At 54.1% G+C, this 19323-nt stretch carries 23 protein-coding genes; 2 read left to right on the top strand and 21 right to left on the bottom strand.

From position 1 onward, the window contains the following. Positions 1-9: 9 nt before the first annotated feature. From lafU to AC6I4B_RS00430, 9 genes are all read right to left on the bottom strand, one after another. Positions 10-972, bottom strand: a complete 963-nt coding sequence (lafU, locus tag AC6I4B_RS00470) for a putative lateral flagellar export/assembly protein LafU (RefSeq protein ID WP_497768684.1) — start codon at positions 970-972, stop codon at positions 10-12. Next, positions 972-1835 carry a flagellar motor stator protein MotA gene (motA, locus tag AC6I4B_RS00465; protein ID WP_497768682.1) on the bottom strand — a complete coding sequence of 288 codons (864 nt, stop codon included), beginning with the start codon at positions 1833-1835 and terminating at the stop codon, positions 972-974. Before motA ends, lafU begins: the two co-directional genes overlap by 1 nt. Before the next feature lie 7 nt (positions 1836-1842). Further along, complete coding sequence (locus tag AC6I4B_RS00460; RefSeq protein WP_497772300.1) at positions 1843-2538, bottom strand: FliA/WhiG family RNA polymerase sigma factor; 696 nt, start codon at positions 2536-2538, stop codon at positions 1843-1845. Positions 2539-2557: 19 nt separating this feature from the next. Then, positions 2558-3028 (bottom strand): flagellar basal body-associated FliL family protein, encoded by a 471-nt coding sequence (locus AC6I4B_RS00455; RefSeq protein WP_497768681.1) that lies wholly within the window; start codon positions 3026-3028, stop codon positions 2558-2560. Between the two features lie 12 nt (positions 3029-3040). Beyond that, a complete protein-coding gene (locus tag AC6I4B_RS00450; protein ID WP_497768679.1) occupies positions 3041-4105 on the bottom strand; it encodes a flagellar hook-length control protein FliK in 1065 nt (354 codons plus the stop codon). After that, positions 4105-4410, bottom strand: a complete 306-nt coding sequence (gene fliT, locus AC6I4B_RS00445; protein ID WP_497768678.1) for a flagellar protein FliT — start codon at positions 4408-4410, stop codon at positions 4105-4107. The genes AC6I4B_RS00450 and fliT overlap by 1 nt, the downstream gene beginning before the upstream one ends. Next, positions 4407-4799, bottom strand: coding sequence for a flagellar export chaperone FliS (gene fliS, locus AC6I4B_RS00440; RefSeq protein ID WP_497768676.1), 393 nt, complete (start codon positions 4797-4799; stop codon positions 4407-4409). Before fliS ends, fliT begins: the two co-directional genes overlap by 4 nt. A gap of 20 nt (positions 4800-4819) precedes the next feature. Next, a complete protein-coding gene (gene fliD / locus AC6I4B_RS00435; protein ID WP_497768675.1) occupies positions 4820-6148 on the bottom strand; it encodes a flagellar filament capping protein FliD in 1329 nt (442 codons plus the stop codon). Positions 6149-6353: 205 nt separating this feature from the next. After that, entirely contained in the window at positions 6354-7244 is an 891-nt protein-coding gene (locus tag AC6I4B_RS00430) for a flagellin N-terminal helical domain-containing protein (protein WP_497768673.1), read from the bottom strand. Positions 7245-8125: 881 nt separating this feature from the next. Between AC6I4B_RS00430 and AC6I4B_RS00425 the strand changes: the two genes are divergently transcribed. After that, a complete protein-coding gene (locus AC6I4B_RS00425; RefSeq protein WP_497768672.1) occupies positions 8126-9064 on the top strand; it encodes a winged helix-turn-helix domain-containing protein in 939 nt (312 codons plus the stop codon). Next, entirely contained in the window at positions 9036-9506 is a 471-nt protein-coding gene (locus AC6I4B_RS00420) for a hypothetical protein (protein WP_497768670.1), read from the top strand. Before AC6I4B_RS00425 ends, AC6I4B_RS00420 begins: the two co-directional genes overlap by 29 nt. A 38-nt stretch (positions 9507-9544) precedes the next feature. On the opposite strand, the gene AC6I4B_RS00415 is transcribed toward AC6I4B_RS00420, so the two are convergent. From AC6I4B_RS00415 to flgB, 12 genes are read right to left on the bottom strand one after another with little or no spacing between them, the layout of a single operon-like run. After that, the gene (locus AC6I4B_RS00415; protein WP_497768669.1) at positions 9545-10555 is read right to left on the bottom strand and encodes a hypothetical protein; all 1011 of its coding nucleotides are present in this window, start codon (positions 10553-10555) and stop codon (positions 9545-9547) included. A 5-nt stretch (positions 10556-10560) separates the two neighbouring features. Next, positions 10561-11475: a flagellar hook-associated protein FlgL gene (gene flgL, locus AC6I4B_RS00410; protein ID WP_497768667.1), complete on the bottom strand. Its 915-nt coding sequence runs from the start codon at positions 11473-11475 to the stop codon at positions 10561-10563. A 22-nt stretch (positions 11476-11497) separates the two neighbouring features. Beyond that, complete coding sequence (gene flgK, locus AC6I4B_RS00405; RefSeq protein ID WP_497768665.1) at positions 11498-12865, bottom strand: flagellar hook-associated protein FlgK; 1368 nt, start codon at positions 12863-12865, stop codon at positions 11498-11500. Continuing rightward, the gene (locus AC6I4B_RS00400; protein WP_497768664.1) at positions 12852-13259 is read right to left on the bottom strand and encodes a rod-binding protein; all 408 of its coding nucleotides are present in this window, start codon (positions 13257-13259) and stop codon (positions 12852-12854) included. The genes flgK and AC6I4B_RS00400 overlap by 14 nt, the downstream gene beginning before the upstream one ends. Next, entirely contained in the window at positions 13259-14362 is a 1104-nt protein-coding gene (locus AC6I4B_RS00395) for a flagellar basal body P-ring protein FlgI (protein WP_497768662.1), read from the bottom strand. The genes AC6I4B_RS00400 and AC6I4B_RS00395 overlap by 1 nt, the downstream gene beginning before the upstream one ends. Next, the gene (gene flgH / locus AC6I4B_RS00390; RefSeq protein ID WP_497768661.1) at positions 14362-15027 is read right to left on the bottom strand and encodes a flagellar basal body L-ring protein FlgH; all 666 of its coding nucleotides are present in this window, start codon (positions 15025-15027) and stop codon (positions 14362-14364) included. Before flgH ends, AC6I4B_RS00395 begins: the two co-directional genes overlap by 1 nt. A gap of 13 nt (positions 15028-15040) precedes the next feature. After that, positions 15041-15826, bottom strand: coding sequence for a flagellar basal-body rod protein FlgG (gene flgG, locus AC6I4B_RS00385; RefSeq protein WP_497768659.1), 786 nt, complete (start codon positions 15824-15826; stop codon positions 15041-15043). Positions 15827-15847: 21 nt separating this feature from the next. Beyond that, positions 15848-16579 carry a flagellar basal body rod protein FlgF gene (locus AC6I4B_RS00380; protein ID WP_497768658.1) on the bottom strand — a complete coding sequence of 244 codons (732 nt, stop codon included), beginning with the start codon at positions 16577-16579 and terminating at the stop codon, positions 15848-15850. Beyond that, positions 16579-17784 carry a flagellar hook protein FlgE gene (gene flgE, locus AC6I4B_RS00375; protein WP_497768656.1) on the bottom strand — a complete coding sequence of 402 codons (1206 nt, stop codon included), beginning with the start codon at positions 17782-17784 and terminating at the stop codon, positions 16579-16581. The genes AC6I4B_RS00380 and flgE overlap by 1 nt, the downstream gene beginning before the upstream one ends. A gap of 36 nt (positions 17785-17820) precedes the next feature. After that, the gene (gene flgD / locus AC6I4B_RS00370; RefSeq protein WP_497768655.1) at positions 17821-18495 is read right to left on the bottom strand and encodes a flagellar hook assembly protein FlgD; all 675 of its coding nucleotides are present in this window, start codon (positions 18493-18495) and stop codon (positions 17821-17823) included. 2 nt (positions 18496-18497) lie between these two features. After that, the gene (flgC, locus tag AC6I4B_RS00365) at positions 18498-18923 is read right to left on the bottom strand and encodes a flagellar basal body rod protein FlgC (protein ID WP_497768654.1); all 426 of its coding nucleotides are present in this window, start codon (positions 18921-18923) and stop codon (positions 18498-18500) included. A gap of 22 nt (positions 18924-18945) precedes the next feature. Beyond that, positions 18946-19296 (bottom strand): flagellar basal body rod protein FlgB, encoded by a 351-nt coding sequence (flgB, locus tag AC6I4B_RS00360; RefSeq protein ID WP_497768652.1) that lies wholly within the window; start codon positions 19294-19296, stop codon positions 18946-18948. Positions 19297-19323: the final 27 nt, after the last annotated feature.

The raw sequence follows: 19323 nt of genomic DNA, 5'->3' as shown, positions 1-19323 counted from the left end.
ATTATCGGATTAACGGGTGTTCGACAGCTTTTCGGTCAGCGGCTTGATGACTTTCTCACCGTGCTGGCCAAAGAACTGATATAGCGTGTCGCTGGCTGAGCGCGTCAGTACCATGATTTCAATACGACGGTTCGCGGAGCTAAGCGGGTTATTCGGGTCGAGCAGCATCTGGTCTGCCATCCCACTCACCTGCAAGATCTTGTTCGGGTCCAGACCGCTGCGCGTCAGCACTTTACGCGCCTGCATCGCACGCTCACCGGACAAGTTCCAGTTGTTGTACAGATCCTGGTCGCGGAAACGGGTTGAGTCGGTGTGACCGGTGATAATTATCTTGTTGTCTATCTTGTTCAGCTCAGGCGCGAACTCGGTCAGCAGACGTTTGAAGAATGGGGTCAGAATCGCGCTACTACGCTGGAACATTTCGCGCTTCTGGTCATCAGTCACCAGAATACGCAGCCCCTGCGGCACAATTTCCATTTTCAGGTTGGCCTGCGCATCGTAGGCGGAAGTAATCTTCATGATCATCCGCGCCAGGTCTTCAATTTCGTTTTTGGAACGGGCGTTGACTGCATCGACGCCTTCCGTGTTACCCAACTGCTGCGCTAGCTCAGCACGCGTTTTTGCCTGTGCCTGAGCCTGTGCCTGCGCCTGAGCCGGTGTGGTGGTGTTCTGCTCGTCGTTTTGCCCATTACGCCCGCCCATCACCGTAATTTGACCGCCGCTGCCGTCTTTTTGGGTGATAGGGTTAATGGTGTTGCCTTCAAAAATAGACTCGCCGTGTAGCTGCGAGACTATCTCTTTACGCTCTTCTTCCGTGACCGCGCCCATAATCCACAGCACCATAAACAGCGCCATCATCGCCAACGTAAAGTCGGCGAAGGCCACCTTCCACGCGCCGCCGTGCATCGCATCATGGCTTTTGCGCGCGGAGCGTTTAATGATAGTGGTATGTTCTTTATTGCGGCCCCGCATCAGGATTCACCAATCATCTGGTTTACCCAACCATCCAGCGTGGCAAATGTCGGCTTGGTGTCCATCGGCAGCATTTTACGCCCCGCATCCACCGCCAGCAGGGTCGGTTTACCCGCAACGTGGTTCACCAGCACCGTACGTACACACTCCAGTACCGAGATCTGTTTTTTGGTGCGCTGCTCCATGGCGTTCGCTACGGGGTCCATCAGGCAGTAACAGAAGAATACGCCGAGGAATGTACCAACCAGCGCCGCCGCCACTTTCACGCCGATAACCGCGATAGAACCGTCGATGGACTGCATGGTGATGATGATCCCCAGTACCGCCGCACAAATACCAAAGCCAGGCATCGCTTCTGCGGTACGCTGCAAAGAACGGGATGGTTGCAGAAGGTTCTCTTCCATCGCCCCCAGTTCTTGCTCCAGAATCCCTTCCAGTTCGTGTTCGTTAATCTTGCCCATCGCCATCAGGCGGAAGTTATCGGAGATAAACGTCACTAACGCTTTGTCATCAAGCATTAACGGGTATTTCTGGAACAGCGGGCTGTTTTCTGGCGCTTCGATGTGCTCGTCCAGCACCTTCAGGCCGCCGTCCTGCACCAGTTCCAACAGTTCATACAGCAGCATCAGCAGTTGGCGCTGGTATTCGTTGGTGTATTCATTTTTGCGCATGATGCCACGGAACTGGCGGTACATTTCCCCCAGAACGGCACGCGGGTTGGCGAGAACCATCGCCCCAAAGCCAGCCCCCAGGATGATGATAATTTCACCCGGCTGCCAGAAAGAAGAGAGTTGGCCGCCGGACATTAAAAAGCCGCCGACCACACATCCCATGATGATGACAATACCTAAGAGTTTCTGCATAAACCTTTCACTTCTCGAAAAAAGACTGAATTTTTTGGGCGATTTTTTTATTGAGCTGACACACTCTGGCCTCGGTTAAATCGAGTACCAGCGCAATCTCTTTTAGGCTCATCTCATGCTGGTAATAAAGTGTCAGGATCAGCTGTTCACGCTCATCAAGCGCGGCTAATGCGCTGCGCAGCGTCCGGCTGACGACCACTTCGTCTTCCAGAGGACGGCTGTCCAGCGCACCTGCGTGAACGTCATTGCCTAACAGCTCATCCAGGCTCTCTATCGTTTTGGCGCAGTCCAGCAATAGATATTCCTGGTACTCTTCTGCGGTAATCGACAGATGGCGGTTGATATCTTCGAAACCAGGCGTCCGCCCGAGTTGACGCGCAATTTCGCGGATACCGTCGTTCAGTTTGTGAGTCTTCTGCCGCAGTCGGCGCGGACGCCAATCCAGCAGACGCAGTTCATCCAGTACCGCACCACGAATACGCTGTACGGCATAGGCGGCGAACTGTTCGTCCGGGTGTCCATAGCGGCGCAGCGAAGTCAGCAGCCCCATCAGGGCAATCTGCTCCATATCTTCCCGGTCGATAACGCTACTGGTCTGGTACGCGAGTTGTTTGACTATCTTGTTAACCAACGGCAGATACGCGCTGATATAGCGCGCCTCGTCTGCCGGGGTTAAGGAGTCACTCGCAATAAAGTCCATCATTTCCATTGCGGCTTATCTATCACTGGAAAACCATTTTGCTGATGATGACGTCTTCAAACGGGACGCTCATCTTCAGGCTGCTAAAGCGCGCGGCATAGGCGGCCATTAGCTTGTCGTGCAGTTCATTGACGCTCATCGCACGCACATCGTCGTAGTCGAGGTCAGAAAGCAGGCTCACCGTCGCCCCACGCACTGCGGGGATCATGTCCTGTGCGCGACGCGAGTCTTCCGGGCCGTTGGTCGCCAGGTTCAGCTCCAACAGCAAATAACGTTCTTTCTGTGTTTTGCCTTTTAACGTGATAACCACGTTTTTAATTTCCACGAACTCCACTGACTCTTTGGAAGAGCTGGAGAACATGCCAGATAAAAAGCTACTGCCGGTCGCTTCGTCCATGCGCAGTAAATGGGTTCCCACCACCGTCATGCCAGCCGCCAGCATGGCGGTGACAAGCGCGATAATGAGACCAAAAGAGAGTGTTTTTGCATTCATATGTGTGTTGTCTTAAACCGTCATTAATACCGAATCGTCAGCCTGGCGATCCTGTGAGGCCGATGCGTTGGCCGCTATCTCTGCGCCCGTCTGAATGGCGTTATGCTGTTCGGCAAATTGTTGTCCTTTGCCCTGCTGCTGCCCCCCGGATTGGGAAGACACCTGCACGTTAACCTGAACAAAGTTCTGCTCGGTTAAGCTTTGGCGAAGGTCGTTACTGGTCTGCTGTAGTGCGCGATAAACGTCGGCATGGCTGGCGTTGATTTGCACCTGCACACGCCCGTTATCGACCTGCATCGAGATATCGATTTTGCCCATATCCGGCGGGTCAAGACGGATGGTGGCGTGCTGGATTTGGTTCTTCACCTGCACCTGTAAACGCTCACCGAGCGCGGTTTGTAACTGCTCGCTCCAGCGCGATGGCTCTGGGTCCATCTTGAGTGTGCTGGTCGGTACTGACGGTGACGACGTGACCACGCCAGACGGCTGAATAGCGTCTGTCGTTTGCGTAGCCATCGGCGTTACCGGCGTCATTGCGGTCATCAGAGTCGGGGCCACCGGCTGGCTGGTTGGCAGCGAGTTCACCGCAGAATCTGCCACGTTAACCCCGATGGGATTAGCCCCGGTTGGCGCCGCCAGATTCTGTTGCAACAGCGATGGCGCAAGGCCCATCGACAGCGTCTGCGAAGCCATCAGCGGCTGGCTATTCGCCATCAGCATGTCGTCCGGCTGCTGCGCTATACCAAAGTCGTGCGGGCTTTGCGTCGGCATCTGGCTGGTCATCAGCAGCGTTTCCAGCAGTTGTTGCTGTGAGTTGTCTTTTAGCAGCGTATCGCCCAACGAGTGCAGATCAGCGTTGCTATCGTCGTCGTCATCCAGCGACAGCGGCTGTGCGCTGACGGTGATATCACGCGTTGGCTGCATTCCCTGACCGACCATCAGCGCGTCAATCACGTTAAGCAACGCATCGCTAAACCCCGTTGGGTTTTGTTCGCCCGTCTGCCCGACAATCGATTCAGCCTGCATCGGCAGGCCGGAACCGTTCAGTGAGCCTTGAGAAAGGTTAAGAATATCCATCAGCGCATCCCCTCATCATCCGTAAATAGCGCATAGGCTGACGCCCCTTCTCGGTTGCGTGCCGCAAGGCTCATCTTGGCAGCCAACATGTCGCTCTGCCCCTGGCAGTATTCGCGAGCCTGTCGGTGCGTTTCTTTCAAGGCATCCAGCGCCTGTTGCTCTGACGCCTCCAGAGATTTCCCCTGGAGGGCGGTCAGTAGCTCAGCGATTTTGGCATCCACGTTGACCACGGCTGGCCAGTTATGGTCTTCCGTCGCCTGGCGTAGAGCCTGAGTCAGCGTCTGGATGGCATGTAACGTACTCATGCCGCCTGACCCATTTTTTCCCAGCCTTCCTGGATATTGCCGAGAATCACTTCTACCTGTTCGATATTTTCCACCGACAGGTTGTGGCTCGCGTCGTACAGACGATAGACACAGTAGTCGTACAAATTCGCCAGGCTCAGCGCCAGCTCACCGCCTTTGTCAAAGTCCAGCGCGCTGGTCAGTGCATTAAGGATGTCGATGCACTTATTGATGCTCTGTGCTTTGCGCTCAAAGCGCTGCGCGGCGATATGGCTTTTCGCGCGAACAAGCTCATCCATCAGGCCGTTAAACAGCATCAGCACCAGTTGGTGCGGGTTGGCTGCTGCGGCCTGAATCGCCAGATCGGATTGTTGATACAGGCCGAAGTCTTCCTGGTCGTTACCGTACATTGAAGGAATTTCCCTTTGAATTAACTAAACATACTCATGGTGTTGTTCATCTGCGTCATCAGTGACTGGAGCTGCGTAAACTGCTTGAGATAGCGGTTAAACGAGGACTCATAACGCGCGTTCATTTTTTCGGTTTTGCTGTCGATTTCCGTCTGCTGGCGATCGAGCGTTTCCTGACGCCCTTTCAGCAGGCCGCTGCTGGAGCTGAGGTATTTATCCAGCGATTTATCCATCGACTTGATCAGACCATCGTTGCCGTTAAAGAACTGGGCTACGGTCTGCGGGTCGTTTTTGAGCTGCTCTTCCAGCACGTCGGAGTCGATGCTGAGCTTGCCGTCTTTATCTGCGGAAATACCGAACTTACTCATGTTCTGATCACCGAAAGTGCCGCGCAGCAGGTTGCTCAGCTCGCTAGTCAGTGAAGAGATACCCGCATCGCCCGCAAACGCACCACGGTCATCAGAGCTGCCGCCGGTCGCAGTCAGCCCAGAAACGGTGTCACGCAACGTGTTATAGGCATCGATAAACGCCTGCATCTGGGCTTTGGTTTCGGTGGTGTCGGTATCAACCGAGATAACCAACGGCTTGTTGGCGTCGGTAGTGCCGGTCAGTTTGATGGAAACACCGTCAACCAGGTTATCCAGAGTGTTAGAGCTGCTGGAGTAAACCTTGGTGGAGTCGCCGATGGTGAACAGCGCATCTTTACCCGTGGTAATGATCTCTTCTTTATCGAAGATGTTCTGCCCGCTGGTCATGCCGCTGGTATCCATCTGGATATCGTATTTCGCGCCGCTCTGGTCGCTGTTCATTACCAGCGACACTTTGCCGTCGATACGCATCAGCGAGGCGGTAATGCCGTTCTGACCAGTGGTTGCCGTGGTGGAGTTCGACGCGCTTGGGAAGTCAGTTTTGTTAATCGCATCGGCAAAATCGGACAAGCTGTTCAGGCCATCCATGTCCACTTCAATGCTTTCGCCATTAAGGTTGATTTTCAGCGTGCCGGTGGCGTTTTTAATCGCGTCATCGTCGAGATCTTCAAACCCTTTCTGCTGAGCCGTCGCCAACTGGGTGATGTTAAGGCTGTAAGTGCCCTTCTTAGCGCTCGCGCTGGCGGTAATTGTCGCGATACCTTCCTGGTTCATGGTCGCGGAGTTTTTCAGCACGCTGGCGCTGGTCGAGTTCAGTGCAGTAATAGAGCTACGGAATGTCGTCAGTGCGGTACGCAGTGACGTAAGCGCCTTGGTCTGCGCATCCAGGTTTTTAGTCTGTTTCGCGATCGAGGTTTGCAGCGCAATAATGTCATAGCCTGCGAGCTGGCTGGCCAGTGTAGATGGGTCAAAATCAGACATAATAGATTCTCCAGGCACGCAAGCCATGATCGGTATGCAATGGATATAGCAACTATCGTGCCAACTTTTAAGTTATTGAATATTAAGAATTTAAATAAAGGCAGGAATAGATATTTCCGCTTTTTCCGGCAGGGGAAGGGAGACGCCGGATACAAAAACACCGCCATACAGCGGTGTTTTATTTTCCTGCATAATCCGGGATGGATTAGCCCAGCAGGGACATTACCATGCCAGACATGCTGTTGGACTGCTTCAGCATGGACATGCTGGTCTGCGCCAGCAGCTGGTTACGGGACATGGTAGACGCTTCGGTCGCGTAATCCGCATCCTGAATGTTGCTCAGCGCCAGGTCGGTGTTGTCTTTCATGTTTGCCAGGTTAGCCGCGGTGTGACCCAGACGGTTGATGCTCGCACCCAGTTTAGAACGTACCGCACCCACGTCATCCAGAGTGCCTTCCAGCGCAGTCATCAGATCTTTTGCAGAATCAGCATCCTTCAGGCTGATAGAGCCGCTGGCGTTAATGAAGGAACCGGAAGCAGAGAGTTTGTCAAACGAGCCGCTGGCGTTGATCAGGCTGCCGCTTGCGCCGTTCAGCTCTTTAGACAGGTCAACTTTCATGGTTTCGTCAGTAGAAGAACCAATCTGGAAGTTCAGCTCGCCTTTGAATTTACCGTTAGCACCGAACAGTTTGTCACCTGCGTAAGAGGTGTTGTTCATGATGTTGGTCAGCTCGGAGTTCAGGTCATTCAGCTCGGAGTCAATCGCCTGGCGGTCTTTGTCGGTGTTCGTGTCGTTCGCTGCCTGAGTTGCCAGGTCTTTCATGCGGTACATGATGTTGCTGACTTCATCGAACGCACCTTCAGAGGTCTGCAGCAGTGCAGTCGCGTCGGAGATGTTACGCTGTGCAACGGACATGCCGTTGGTCTGGCCCTGAAGACGGGTCGCGATTTGCAGACCAGCCGCATCGTCAGCAGCAGAGTTGATACGCTTACCAGTGCCCAGACGTTCCATCGCAGTGGACAGCAGGTTGTTGGATTTGTTCATCGCATTGGTGGATGCCATGGAAGATGCGTTAGTAAAGATAGAGAGAGACATAAATGATTCCTTATTTTGTCCTGGTGATTCAGTTGTTGTAATAAGTAAAGACGACACGGCAGGAACAAAGATTAAATCGCCAGGTATCAAATGCCGGATTTTTTGCCAAAAAAAATCATAATTATCTGATATGAAACGATTTAAAAATCACAATTTTTTCTCTCTTTCACGCTTAACAACGCGGTTATTGCGATGTGTTAAGCCGATTTCTTAGCAGAAACGCGGTTTCTTCTTTATCTCTGGCCCGCGCTATGCCCCCTGGCAGGCAAAAATTTTTTTATTCTATTTTTCATCCCAATTATTATTCTCATTGCCTTTATTCCATAAATCCTCTTAATTTGACCGAATTACATCTCATTCATATTTCGTAGATTGCGGCCTTGAAGCAAAACCTTTTATAAAGCGACCAGAAAAAACTGAAAATTAAATCTTTTTTTTAGTTTTTATTAACTCTGTTTATAAATAATACCGTTAAGCAATTAGATCACAGTAATAACACGGCGAATTCACCACACGATCACCAAATTAACATCAGTTTTTTTTAACTAATACTCGTAACTTAATTCAAATATCATGCCCGTTTTATCAACGTCACAGTTAAAAAGGCTGTTGCACGTCACAGTTTTATCGCGTAAAAAGAGCACAGGAAAAAATTATTCCTTCCTGTTGAGGCGAGATGCAAACGAAAGTCCTTCCGTTATGACAGCAAAATAACACCTCGCCTGGAAGTCAATAACATCCATCGTACTCTCCCGCAGGCACGCGGCATTCATTAAGAATTCTAAATGGAGTTGACAATGTCATCAGACAATCTCTGAGGACGTTGAGTACCCGTTTGATTGTCGCCATATTTCTGGGGTGGTTGAATCCATAACATATAGATGAATAAACGCTACTGTTCTGTAAACAACTGGCTGGTTGACGTTGCGTCAGGTTCGATTCTCCATTTAACGACCGGCGAACGAAAACGACTCGGTGAGTATCAACTTAAGCTGCTTGATATCCTGGTGCAGGACGCCGGTAAAATCTTCACGCGTGAAGAACTGACCAATCTGGTCTGGGAACGCCGGGTCATCGGTAACAACAGCTTGCCCAACGCCATTCATGCGCTGCGTACTGCGCTGGAAGATGACGGCAAAACCCAACGCATCATTAAAACCATCCCGCGAAAAGGCTATCTGCTGGAAGCTGAGTACTGCTGCGTGGTGGAAAAAGACGAAGATGAAGTGAGCGACCCGGAAGGGGAAGCGGCTTTAGAAGACGAGTTCAATGACGCGCCGCCGCTGGACGAAACCGAAGAACAGTCGGTTATCGCTGAAAATCACCGCATAGTGCAGGTCACTCACACCACGCCACCAGCCATAGCGACACCGCCACCGCGCGGGATCACCCGTTTTTTGCTTATTTTGCTGGTCGCCGTTGCTGCTACTTTTGCTACCAGTTGGTATCTGTTTAGCGGCCAGAGCGAACGGCAGGTCGTACGTGAAATTCAGCCAGGCATCTACAGCAACATTCAGCTTTATTCGGTAGAAACGTCAGGCGACCCGGAGTATATGTCGGCCAATCTCTACAGCAAACTGAAAGACTCGCTGTACGCGATTAACCAGCAGATCAAAATGAAGTCAGTCTCCATGCACGTCTATTTTCACAGCAGTAATTCATCGCTGAACTACAGCTTTATGCTGACCAGCCAGTGCGATGAAAAACAGCTAGCGATGGCAATTGATCATTGGCGTACCGATACGGTGCAGTTGAACAACCTTATTCTTCGTGAGACTCGGAGGAAGCTCAATGAAATGGCAACCTGCAAAGAGAGTTAATCTGTTGATCGTGGTGATAATGGTGTTGGTTGCGCTCAGTGCGTTGGCATTTAAGCTCTACCCGGCATCCGCCAACGCGCCGCACGGCAATGTTGAAGGAGGATTTCAGATGGGCTTCTACGACCTGATGTCGCAGCAAAAAGAGATTTACGACGTCCGTTTGCAATCCACACGCGGGGTGATGATGACCACCATCACCAACCCCAACGACAACCGTTTTATGCTGAAGGGGAAATTCACCCCCACGCAGAAAAAACAGGGGCGGATTTACTTTAACCTCACGCCTATCTACTACAGTGCCGAGCAAAAAGGGCTGATTATTGATGGGCTTGTCGATCAGCTGATGTACTCCAACTACTGGATGGAACCTATTTCATTCAACAAACAGTCGCTGGTTGTCGGGCAAAACGGGGCGATTTTCCTCTACCCGCTGCACAACTGACTGCCAACCGGAGCCGTTCCCCGCTCCGGTTTAGCCGCTTATCCCAACAGGTTTTTCACCGTCGCCAGGCGCACATTCGCCTGCGCGCCTAACGCCTGTGACAGCGAACTGTAGCTACTGCCGCTGCGAGCCAGCGCTTCGCCCAAACCGCGCGAGGTTTCCAGCGCCTGTTTCGGGTTATACACCGTCGCCATATCATTGATACGCGACGTCACGCGATCTTGTTTCTGGCGCAGTTTGCTGCGCTGGGTGGTGATGTGCTCCAGCGTATTTTGCAGCTTCATCATCCCTTCGCGCTCACGGCGCGGGGGCAGTGAGAGCATGTCGTCACTGCTGGCGTTTTCCGCCTGCGGCGCTAACAGCGTAAAAGCATCCGCCGGGAAATTTTTGCCTTCGCCGCGCACGGTAAGCTGCTGGCTAACGCGCTCCCAACGGCTTTCATCGACACTAAACACCAGTTGTCCACTGCCCGTTTGGTTGGCGTGGATCCCTAAACGCCCCAGCCCGACATTCAGGCGAGTCAGCGTTTGGCGTGGGGTAGCTTCTTGCGGCAGCGCCACGGCAACCATTTGACGCTGGCGACCGCCCAGCGAGAACACCAGGGTTTCGCCGCCCGGCTGGCTCAGCAATTTCTCGCTGCCCGGCAGGGTGAAATTGACCGTACTTTTCTGCTCCAGCGATACGGTTAAATGGCGGTCAACCGTGCCACCGGAAAGCTGTGTCCGGCGCGCCAGGTGCTTATGCAGTGCGTTGGCCTGGGCGCTGGCATCCCCGCCGCGCGATGCCGACTGACGGAGCTGTAACAGCTTTGTTTCCGCCGTCGCCAAATAGTTATCGGCCTGCTGAACAGCAGTAAGTTGCTGATTAAGCTGCACGTTGTAGCGCATCGGGCGACGTGAAAGCAGTGCCGCTTCCGGGAAGGCGTTGCGGGTCGAAGTGACCTCGGGCGCATTAACGCGCCCGACGCTCTGGGGTGCATCAATACTGCCGCGCCCAGTGGTCGCTGGGGCGGAAGTGGTCAACGATGCTGTTTTTAAACCAACTTGCATAAGGATTACAACAAACTAAAGAGGTTAAGCTGGCTTACCATACTGTAGGCCTTGTTCGTAATCTGCATTGACGTCATATACAGTTGCAGATTAATCGTGGTGGTTGCCGAGTCTGCCGCGTTCAAATCGGTTTCAACCTGCGAGTTCGATAAACTCACATCAGTATGCGCATCATTGATAAGCGTCAGGCGGTTCTGGCGGCCACCGAGGTCGGTAAACAGCGCGCCCAGGTTATCGCTGGTCGTCTGCGTCGTACCAATCAAGTCCGTCAACTCGTCTTTATAGTCTTCGTAGTTGGCGTTTGGGTCTTGCATCTTTTCACTCAACGCTTTCAGCTTATTCAGCATTTCAAGGTCGTTGCCGGAGCCGGAGAATGCCCCCGTCACGTTGGTGTTTTCCTTGATAGCCACGCCGTTGGCGACCTGGGTTTCACGGGTATTATTGTTGCCGCCAAACACATACTGGCCGTTAGCGTCCAGCGTCACCGTTTTGTTGTTGGTCTGCGTGCCGGAAAACAGGTAGCTCCCGTTCTCGTTTTTGCTGTTCAGGGTGGCGACCAGCGAGTCCAGCATGGACTCCAGTTCTTCGCCGTAACCGGCCTGATCTTTCTGGCTCAGAGTGCTGTTGTTCGCAAGCTTAAGCTTATCGCTCACCGACAGTACCTGGTTGCTGAGCGCATTAATGTGCGACTCCTGCACCGACAGTGCGCCAGTCAGGCTGGTGATGTTGCTCTGATACTGCTTGATGGCCGACTGTTCGCGGCCCAACTGCACCAGACGGCTCGCGGCGACCGGATCATCAGACGGGACGTTAACGCGTTTTTGCGTCGAGAGTTGCTCCATCAGCTTCCCGACACGAGATCCGTTAATCCCTAATTGCGCCAGCATGGCGTTTGAGTTGTAAAGGCTACTAATACGCATACGTTAGATATCCTGATGGCGCTTAAAAAATACCCAGCAGATCGCTGAAAATCTGATTACCGGCGGCGATAACCTTCATGTTTGACTGATACGCCTGCATATAAACTTGCAGGTTAATCGCCTCTTCGTCCTGGTTTACCGCACTCAGGTTGTCGCGCTGGTTCTGAGCCTGCGAGCTAACCGATACCGCCGCTTCCATTTCCGTCTGGCTCTGCTTACTGGCGATACCGATGGTCGAGATAATCGCCGCCGCGCCTTCGCTCAGGCTCATATTGCCGAGGCCAGGGATATTGGTTTTCTGATTTTTCAGTTCAATCAGGGCGTTCAGGTTATCGCCGTTGCCCGGTTCGTTTGGATCACCAGACAGCGCGATTTCGTCTGGCGAAAGGTCGTTCACCTGAAGCATTCCCGCCGGATTCGATGGGTCAAAGTTGAACAGCGGTTTGCCCAGATTGCCGTTCAGGTCGTAGCCTTTGCCCAACTGATCGTTGAACAAGTCAGCGACGGCTTGCGCCATCCCCTGTACAGACTCGGTCATCTGCTTTAGCGTGCCTTCTTCGTAATCGTACAGCGCGCCCAACTGACCGCCCATTGACGGGTTAAGCGAGAACTCACTGGTTGAAAACTTCAGCGTCAACGTGGTGTTACCGTTGCTGTCTTTACTGGCATTCAACTGCCCGGCGATTTTCCCGCTCACCAGCGGCTGACCGTTGCTTAATGCCACCGTGTAACCGCCGCTATCGTCGGTCACTTTGACGTCGGTCATCGAGCTAAGCTGCTTTACCAGTTCATCGCGCTGGTCGCGCAGCACGCTGCTGTTGCCGCCGGTCGAGTCCATCTCAACAATTTTCTTGTTGTAGTCGGCAATCCCGCTGCTCAGGGTATTAATCTGGTCTACCATCGCCCCACGTTGCGTGGTGATGGAGTCTTTCTGGCTGGTGATGAAATCGTTCATGCTGTTAAAGCGCGTCGCCAGTGTATTCGCCTGGTTCAGCAACTGCTGACGCAGCGCCTGAGATTCAGGCTGCTGAGTCAGGGCGCTCAGCGCACCCACGAAATCGTCAAGGCCGGTCCCCAGGCTGGTTGAATCGGTTCCGATGACCTTCTCCAGGGCGCCGATATATTGGTTGCCCATACTATAGTAATTCGCCTTGCTGTTGGTCTGCCAAACCTGGTTTACCAGATACTGGCTGGAGATCCGGCGAATACTGTCCACGCGCACGCCGTTGCCTGCCGAAATGCCGGACTCCCCCATCGGGCCTATCGCACTCTGAATAATCCCCTGGCGGCTATAACCGGACGTCAGGTAGTTGGCGGTATTCATCGACGTCACGTTCATGCCCAACTGGGCCGCCTGTAGTCCACTAAAGGCGTTATTAATCATACTCATGGCTTACTCCTGCCCTACGGGTCACGGGAACGACGGGCGTTTTAAGTTCTAGCGGTTGTCCATGTAAAGCGGCCGTTTGCGCCTCATTCTTAAGCGGAGCCTGCACCTGAGGTGAAAGCTGGCTGATTATCATCTGCGCAATGCCGGTGCTGCGCTGGGAAGCCAGCTCAGACGCCATTTTGTCGTCGTAGAAATCACGCATCATCCGCTGCTGCTTGCTGTTGAACGGGTTGTCCTGGCCCAGCACATCAGACGCTTTACGCATCTGCGACAGCATCGAGCGCAGCATCAGGGCTTCAAACTGCTCGGCGGCCTGCTCAAGGTTTTGTGCTTTCACCTGCCCGGTGAAATCACCGGGCAGAATGGGAGTTTGTCGGTTAATTGCGTTGACCATTACATCACCACCAGTTCAGCATCCATCGCACCCGCTTCATGCAGCGCTTGCAGGATGGCCATCGTATCGTCCGGGGAAGCGCCCAGGCTGTTCAGGGTATTGACGATGCTACGCAGGTTCGTGCCTGCGGCGATGGTCACCATTTGTCCGTGCCCACGGTTCACGCTCACATCGCTCTGCGGCGTTACAACGGTTTGCCCCTGGCCGAATGCGTTCGGCTGGCTGACGTTAGACGACTCGCGAATAGTGACCGTCAGGTTGCCGTGGGAGACGGCTGCCGCGCGGACTATTACGCCATCGCCAATCACTACCGTACCGGTACGGGCGTTAAACACTACGCGCGGCGGTTGTTTGCCGGCATTAATCTGCACGTCTTCCAGCGCCGACATAAACGCCACGCGCGCGCCTGCGCCCATCGGTGCACGCACCGCGACGTTGGTCGCGCTTTGCGCCGTGGCTGTGCCTGCGCCGAAGGCATTGTTCAGCGCCACCGCCACGGTATTGGCGGTTTTAAAGCTTGGGCGTTTCAGGTTCAGCATGACCATTGGCTCTTGCTGGAAATCGCTGGAGATTTCACGCTCTACCGAGCCACCGTTCGGCACACGGCCCACGGTTGGGGTGTTTACCGTCACGCTGGAACCGCTGTTGCCTTCCGCTTTCATGCCGCCTACGACCACGTTGCCCTGCGCCAGCGCATACACTTCACCGTCAGCCCCGCGCAGTTGGGTCAGCAGCAGCGTACCGCCGCGCAGGCTTTTCGCATCACCGATAGACGATACGGTGACATCAATACTTTGCCCCATGGAGTAGCCCGGCGGCAGCGTTGCGCTGATGGCAACGGCCGCGACGTTCTTCACTTTCGGGTCGATTTTGGTCGGTAGCTGTACGCCGAACTGGCGCAGCATATTGGTGACCGACTGGCTGGTGAATTTCACCTGGTTTTTATCGCCCGTGCCGTCCAGACCGACGACCAGGCTGTAACCAATTAGCTGGTTACCACGTACACCCTGGATATCCACGACATCACGCAGTGGTTGCGCCACCGCGCCAACGCTCCAGAGGCACAGCAGAAACAGAACCCGTTTAAGCATCATGGCCTCCATTACATTGGGAACAGTGGGTGGTTAAAGAAGCGCACCAACCAACCTGCCGCATTCGAGTCGCTCAACGCACCGCGTCCGGCGTAGGAAATACGCGCGTTGGCAATACGCTGTGACGAAATAGAGTTGTCGCGTTCGATGTCATCCGCACGTACTAATCCGGTCACGCGCATGTACTCGTCCCCCTGGTTGAGGGTGAGCCATTTTTCACCGCGAATCGCCAGCACGCCGTTAGGCAACACTTTGTAGACCGCCACGGTGATAGCTCCGCGCAGGCTGTTTTGCTGTTGCGATGTCGCGCTACCGTTAAAGTTACGGCTGCCGTCTATCGAACCCGACAGTTTATCGATGGAATGACCAAACGCTTCCGGTACGCCAAGCGACACGTCGTTCTTCTTGCCGAAGTTGGTACGCGCCTGCTTGCTCGCCTGGGTGGATTCATCCAGTTTGACGGTCAAGATATCGCCGATACGGTACGCACGACGGTCTTGAATCAACGACCAGTTATACCCGCTGTTGTACACGCCGCCGCCGCGCACTTTCGTTTCCGGCATGGCGAAATCTTCCGGCGGCGCATACGCCGCATCGTCTTTTTGCACCAGCATGGCCGGGCTTTCACAGCCCGCCAGCGCCAGCACCAGCAAACCTACTGCTACCTGCTTTTTCATCTCTTTCACTTTATTACATCGACTGCGTGACAAACTTCAGCATGTCATCGGCAGCAGAAACCATTTTGGCGTTCATTTCATAGGCGCGCTGAACGGTGATCATATCGACCATCTCTTCAACGACCTGCACGTTGGAACCTTCGAGAGAACCCTGCTCCAGTTGACCAAACGCCTCCTCGCCCGGCACACCTTCCACCGCTTCACCGCTCGCACCGGTTTCGCGATACAGGTTGCCGCCGATGGCTTCCAGACCGGCGGGATTGACAAAGTTCACCAGCGTAATCTGGCCCAGTTCAACCGGTTCGGCTTCACCCGCCACCGTGGCAGTCACCGTGCCGTCTTTGCCAATCTGGACATCTTTAACGTTGTCCGGCAGCTCAATCTGTGGGATCAGCGGCAGACCCTGCGCATTGGTCAGCACGCCTTCCGGCGTTTTTTGCAGATTACCGGCGCGGGTATACGCGATATCGCCCGTCGCGGTTTCAACCTGGAAGAAACCCTGACCAGAGATAGCCACATCAAGGCTCTGCCCGGTGTTCTGGATGCTGCCGACGGTGAACTCTTTCTGCGTACCGACAATCTTCACGCCCGTACCGTACTGGATACCCGTCGGGGAGACGTTGTTCTGGTCAAGCTGGCCGCCCGGCGTGCGCTGATTCTGATAGAACAGATCGGCAAACATCGTGCGGTCGCGTTTAAAACTGGTGGTGTTAACGTTCGCCAGGTTGTTGGAAATGGCGGTCATTTTGGCGTCTTGCGCCGCTAAGCCAGTCTTACTGATCCATAAAGCGGGATTCATCTGTGCTCCTAAATTTTGTTATCAGCTACCGCGAATCAGGCGGTTACCAGCGGTCGCAAGATCTTCTGCGGCCTTCATCATTTTGATCTGCGCTTCAAACTGACGGTTAAGCGCAATGCTGGAGACCATCTCATTGATGGCCGACACGTTGGCGGCTTCCAGGTGCCCGGAGGCAACCGTCACGTCTTCATCACGGGGGTTGACCGTCGCGTTGGTCACCAGGAAACCTGCGTCGTTTTTGCTCAGCTCGCTGGCAGGAATGTTCACCAGCTTGACGCGGTCAACGTCCATCGGTGCGGCAATATCGCCGTCGTCAGGTACGATGGTGATAACCCCATCTTCGCCAATAGAGACTGACGAGAACGGCGGCAGAATGATCGGACCATTGTCGCCTTCCAGCGGCAGGCCGTTTACCGACAGCTCACCGTCGGCGTTAACATCAATCTGACCATTACGGGTATACACTTCGCGGTTGCCGCTACGCAGCGTAATCAGCCCATCACCCTTCACGGCGATATCCAGGTCGCGACCGGTTTCACGTACCGCGCCTGGAGCCATATCAACGCCGCCCTGAGTCGGCTGCGCCAGGTAACGGGAGGCATAACCCTCACCGTTAACCTGTTGCGTGAGCGCGTTGTCGAGATCGCTACGGAACCCCTGGGTATTGACGTTCGCCAGGTTGTTGGCGTGGATTTCCTGCTGTGACAGGCTCCGCGCTGCGCCACTGACGGCAGTGAAAAGTAAACGATCCATTACACCGCCTGGAACAGCGCGTTCATCATGCTGTCGTTGGTGCTGATAACTTTGGTGTTCGCCTGGTAGTTACGCTGTGCGGTCATCAGGCCAACCAGTTCAGAGGTCAGGTCAACGTTGGAAGATTCCAGCGCGCCAGAGACAATAGAACCCAGCAGGCCGGAACCTGGCGCGCCGGTCAGCGGTGCGCCGGAGCTTGCGGTCTGTGCCCAGGTCGTACCGTCCTGAGAAGACAGGCCGTTCGGGTTGGTGAAGTTTGCCAGGACCAGTTGGCCTTGCAGCAGGCGCTCGCCGTTAGAGAAAGTGGCGTATACGCTGCCGTCTTCATCAATGGCCTGGCCGGTACGTTCGCCGGAGGCATAGCCGTCGCCTTTGTTTTTGCTGACCGAGAAGTCAGAACCGTACTGGCTGGTGTTGTTGTAGGTCAGATCGATAGTGATAGGGTCTGCGCCTGGAATGGTCGCCGTTACCGGAACCGCGCCGCTTGGCTGAGTCAGAATACCCTGGCTATTAAAGGTCATATTCTGCACCTGCGCGTTACCGCTGGCGTCAGTCACCGGCTTGTCATCCATGTAGTAATGCACTTCCCAGGTGTTATCGCCGGTTTTCACGAAGTACTGGTTCATGGTGTGTTCACGACCCAGTGAATCGTAAACCTGCGTGGTGTAGGAGTTGTTATAAGTGGTGTTATCTTTCGGGTCGAACGGCGTGGTTGCCGGAACTTCCGCACGCGCATCGAGGTTGGCGGTAAAGTCGATGCTTTCGGTCGCTTTCGCCGGGATAGAACCGCTGCTGATAGTCAGATTGCTGATAGTCCCGACCTGCAATGTGCCGTTGGCATCAACCGGATAACCCTGCAAATACATGCCCAGGTTGTTCACCAGATTGCCGCCGCTGTCCGTGCCAAAGTAGCCCGCGCGGGTGTACGCCGTCGTACCGGCGCTATCACGCACCATAAAGAAGCCGTTACCGTTGATAGCTAAGTCCAGCGCAGTACCGGTAGAAGAGATGCTTCCCCCTTTGGTGATGCTCTGGGTAATCGCGGAAACGCCCACGCCCAGCGGCTGGCTTTCTGCGTACAGCGCGGAGAACTCAGCGCGGCCTGATTTAAAGCCCACAGTGCCGGAGTTGGCAATATTGTTAGAAATCGCATTCAGCTGTTCGGTAACGGCGTTCAGGCCGGAAGTGGCAATACTAAAACTCATAAAATCATTCCTGTTAAATTAACTGCCTGATTCGCTTCAGGCTTTATTCTTTGCGGCAGAGCCAAACTGGGTAATGTTGTTGTAGGCAATTTCGCCAATACCGTCGATGTTCAGAACGGTTGGGCTGCCATCGAGCGGGATACGCACGTTGTTGACCACGCCGCCAATTTCAAGCGGCACATTCTCTTCACCGGTATCCGTCACAACGCTCAGGGTGTATTTGCCTTCGCTCAGGCCCAGCTCTTTCGGGTCAATGTTGAAATCAATCTGGCCCGCTTCCTGTTTGCCCAGCTCAATTTTGTGTTCAACGCCCGCCGAATCTTTCACGATAACCGTCACCACATTGGCGGGATGCTCCAGCGTCAGGCGGCCATCCAGTGAAGTTTCACCGTCGCTTTCAATAGAGTTGGTCTGCACCATAACGTGCTGCCCCACCAGATTGCCGGTGGTCAGCGTTTGCAGGTTGTCCATCAGCACGGAGCTGTTCGCCATCAACTGCGACATGGTTTCCATCGACTGCACCTGCGTCAGCTGCGCCAGTTGGCTCACGTATTCCGTACCGTCGGTCGGGTTGAGCGGGTCCTGGTTCTGAATCTGTGCCACCAACAGCTGCATAAACATGGTGTTCATGCCAGAGGCGGTATTGTTGCTCGCCACGCCACCGGGAGTACTGCCGTTACGGCTGTCGTTGTACGACGTGTCTACGTTCATGCTTACGCTTCTCCGAGTCGCAGCAGGCTTTGCTGCATACTTTTAATACTGTTAAGAACTTCCACGTTGGTTTCGAAACCGCGTGAAGCCGACATCATGTCCGCCATCTCTTCCACCACGTTGACGTCTGGGTAGTAAACGTAACCGTCGGCGCTCGCCATCGGGTTGTTTGGCTCATAGCGCTGTACCGCATTGCCGGTTTCCACAACGTCCATGACCTGCACACGAGCACCGGTCAGCGCGCGGTCGTTCATCAGCTCGTCATTCGCATAAACGGCGGCGAACACCGGGCGGCGGGCTTTATAAGTGCCCGTTTCCGTGGCGGAGGCGGTTTCCGCGTTGGCGAGGTTACTGGCGATGGTGTTAAGACGGACGGTTTGTGCCGTCATCGCTGACCCCGAAACGCGGTAGATATCTGAAAAAGCCATATTCCGTGGTTACCTACGTCAATTACTTGCCGTCAATGGCCTGCTTCAGGCCAGTGAACTTCATGTTTAAAAATGCCAGGCTCATCTGATAGTCCTGGGTGTTTTTCGCAAACTCGGCCTGCTCAACGTTCAACGACACGGTGTTACCGTCCGAGGAGGGTTGATAAGGCACGCGATACATCTCCTCCGGCGTCGTTCGCAGAGAAAAACTCGATCGCGAACGTTGCATCTCGGAGGCAAAATCAATATCTTTAGCCTGGAAGTTGGGGGTATCTACGTTTGCCAGGTTCGCTGACAGCAACTCTGCTCGGGAAAGTCGAAGTGCTACAGCCTGTGGATGAACGCCCAATGCTTTGTCAAAAGTAATACTCACAATTCACACCCTCGTGATGCTAAACCT

Source organism: Kluyvera fluvialis (genome assembly GCF_059725275.1).
The sequence above is the reverse complement of the archived record's forward strand: the minus strand, read 5'-3'. Positions and strand labels throughout refer to the sequence as shown.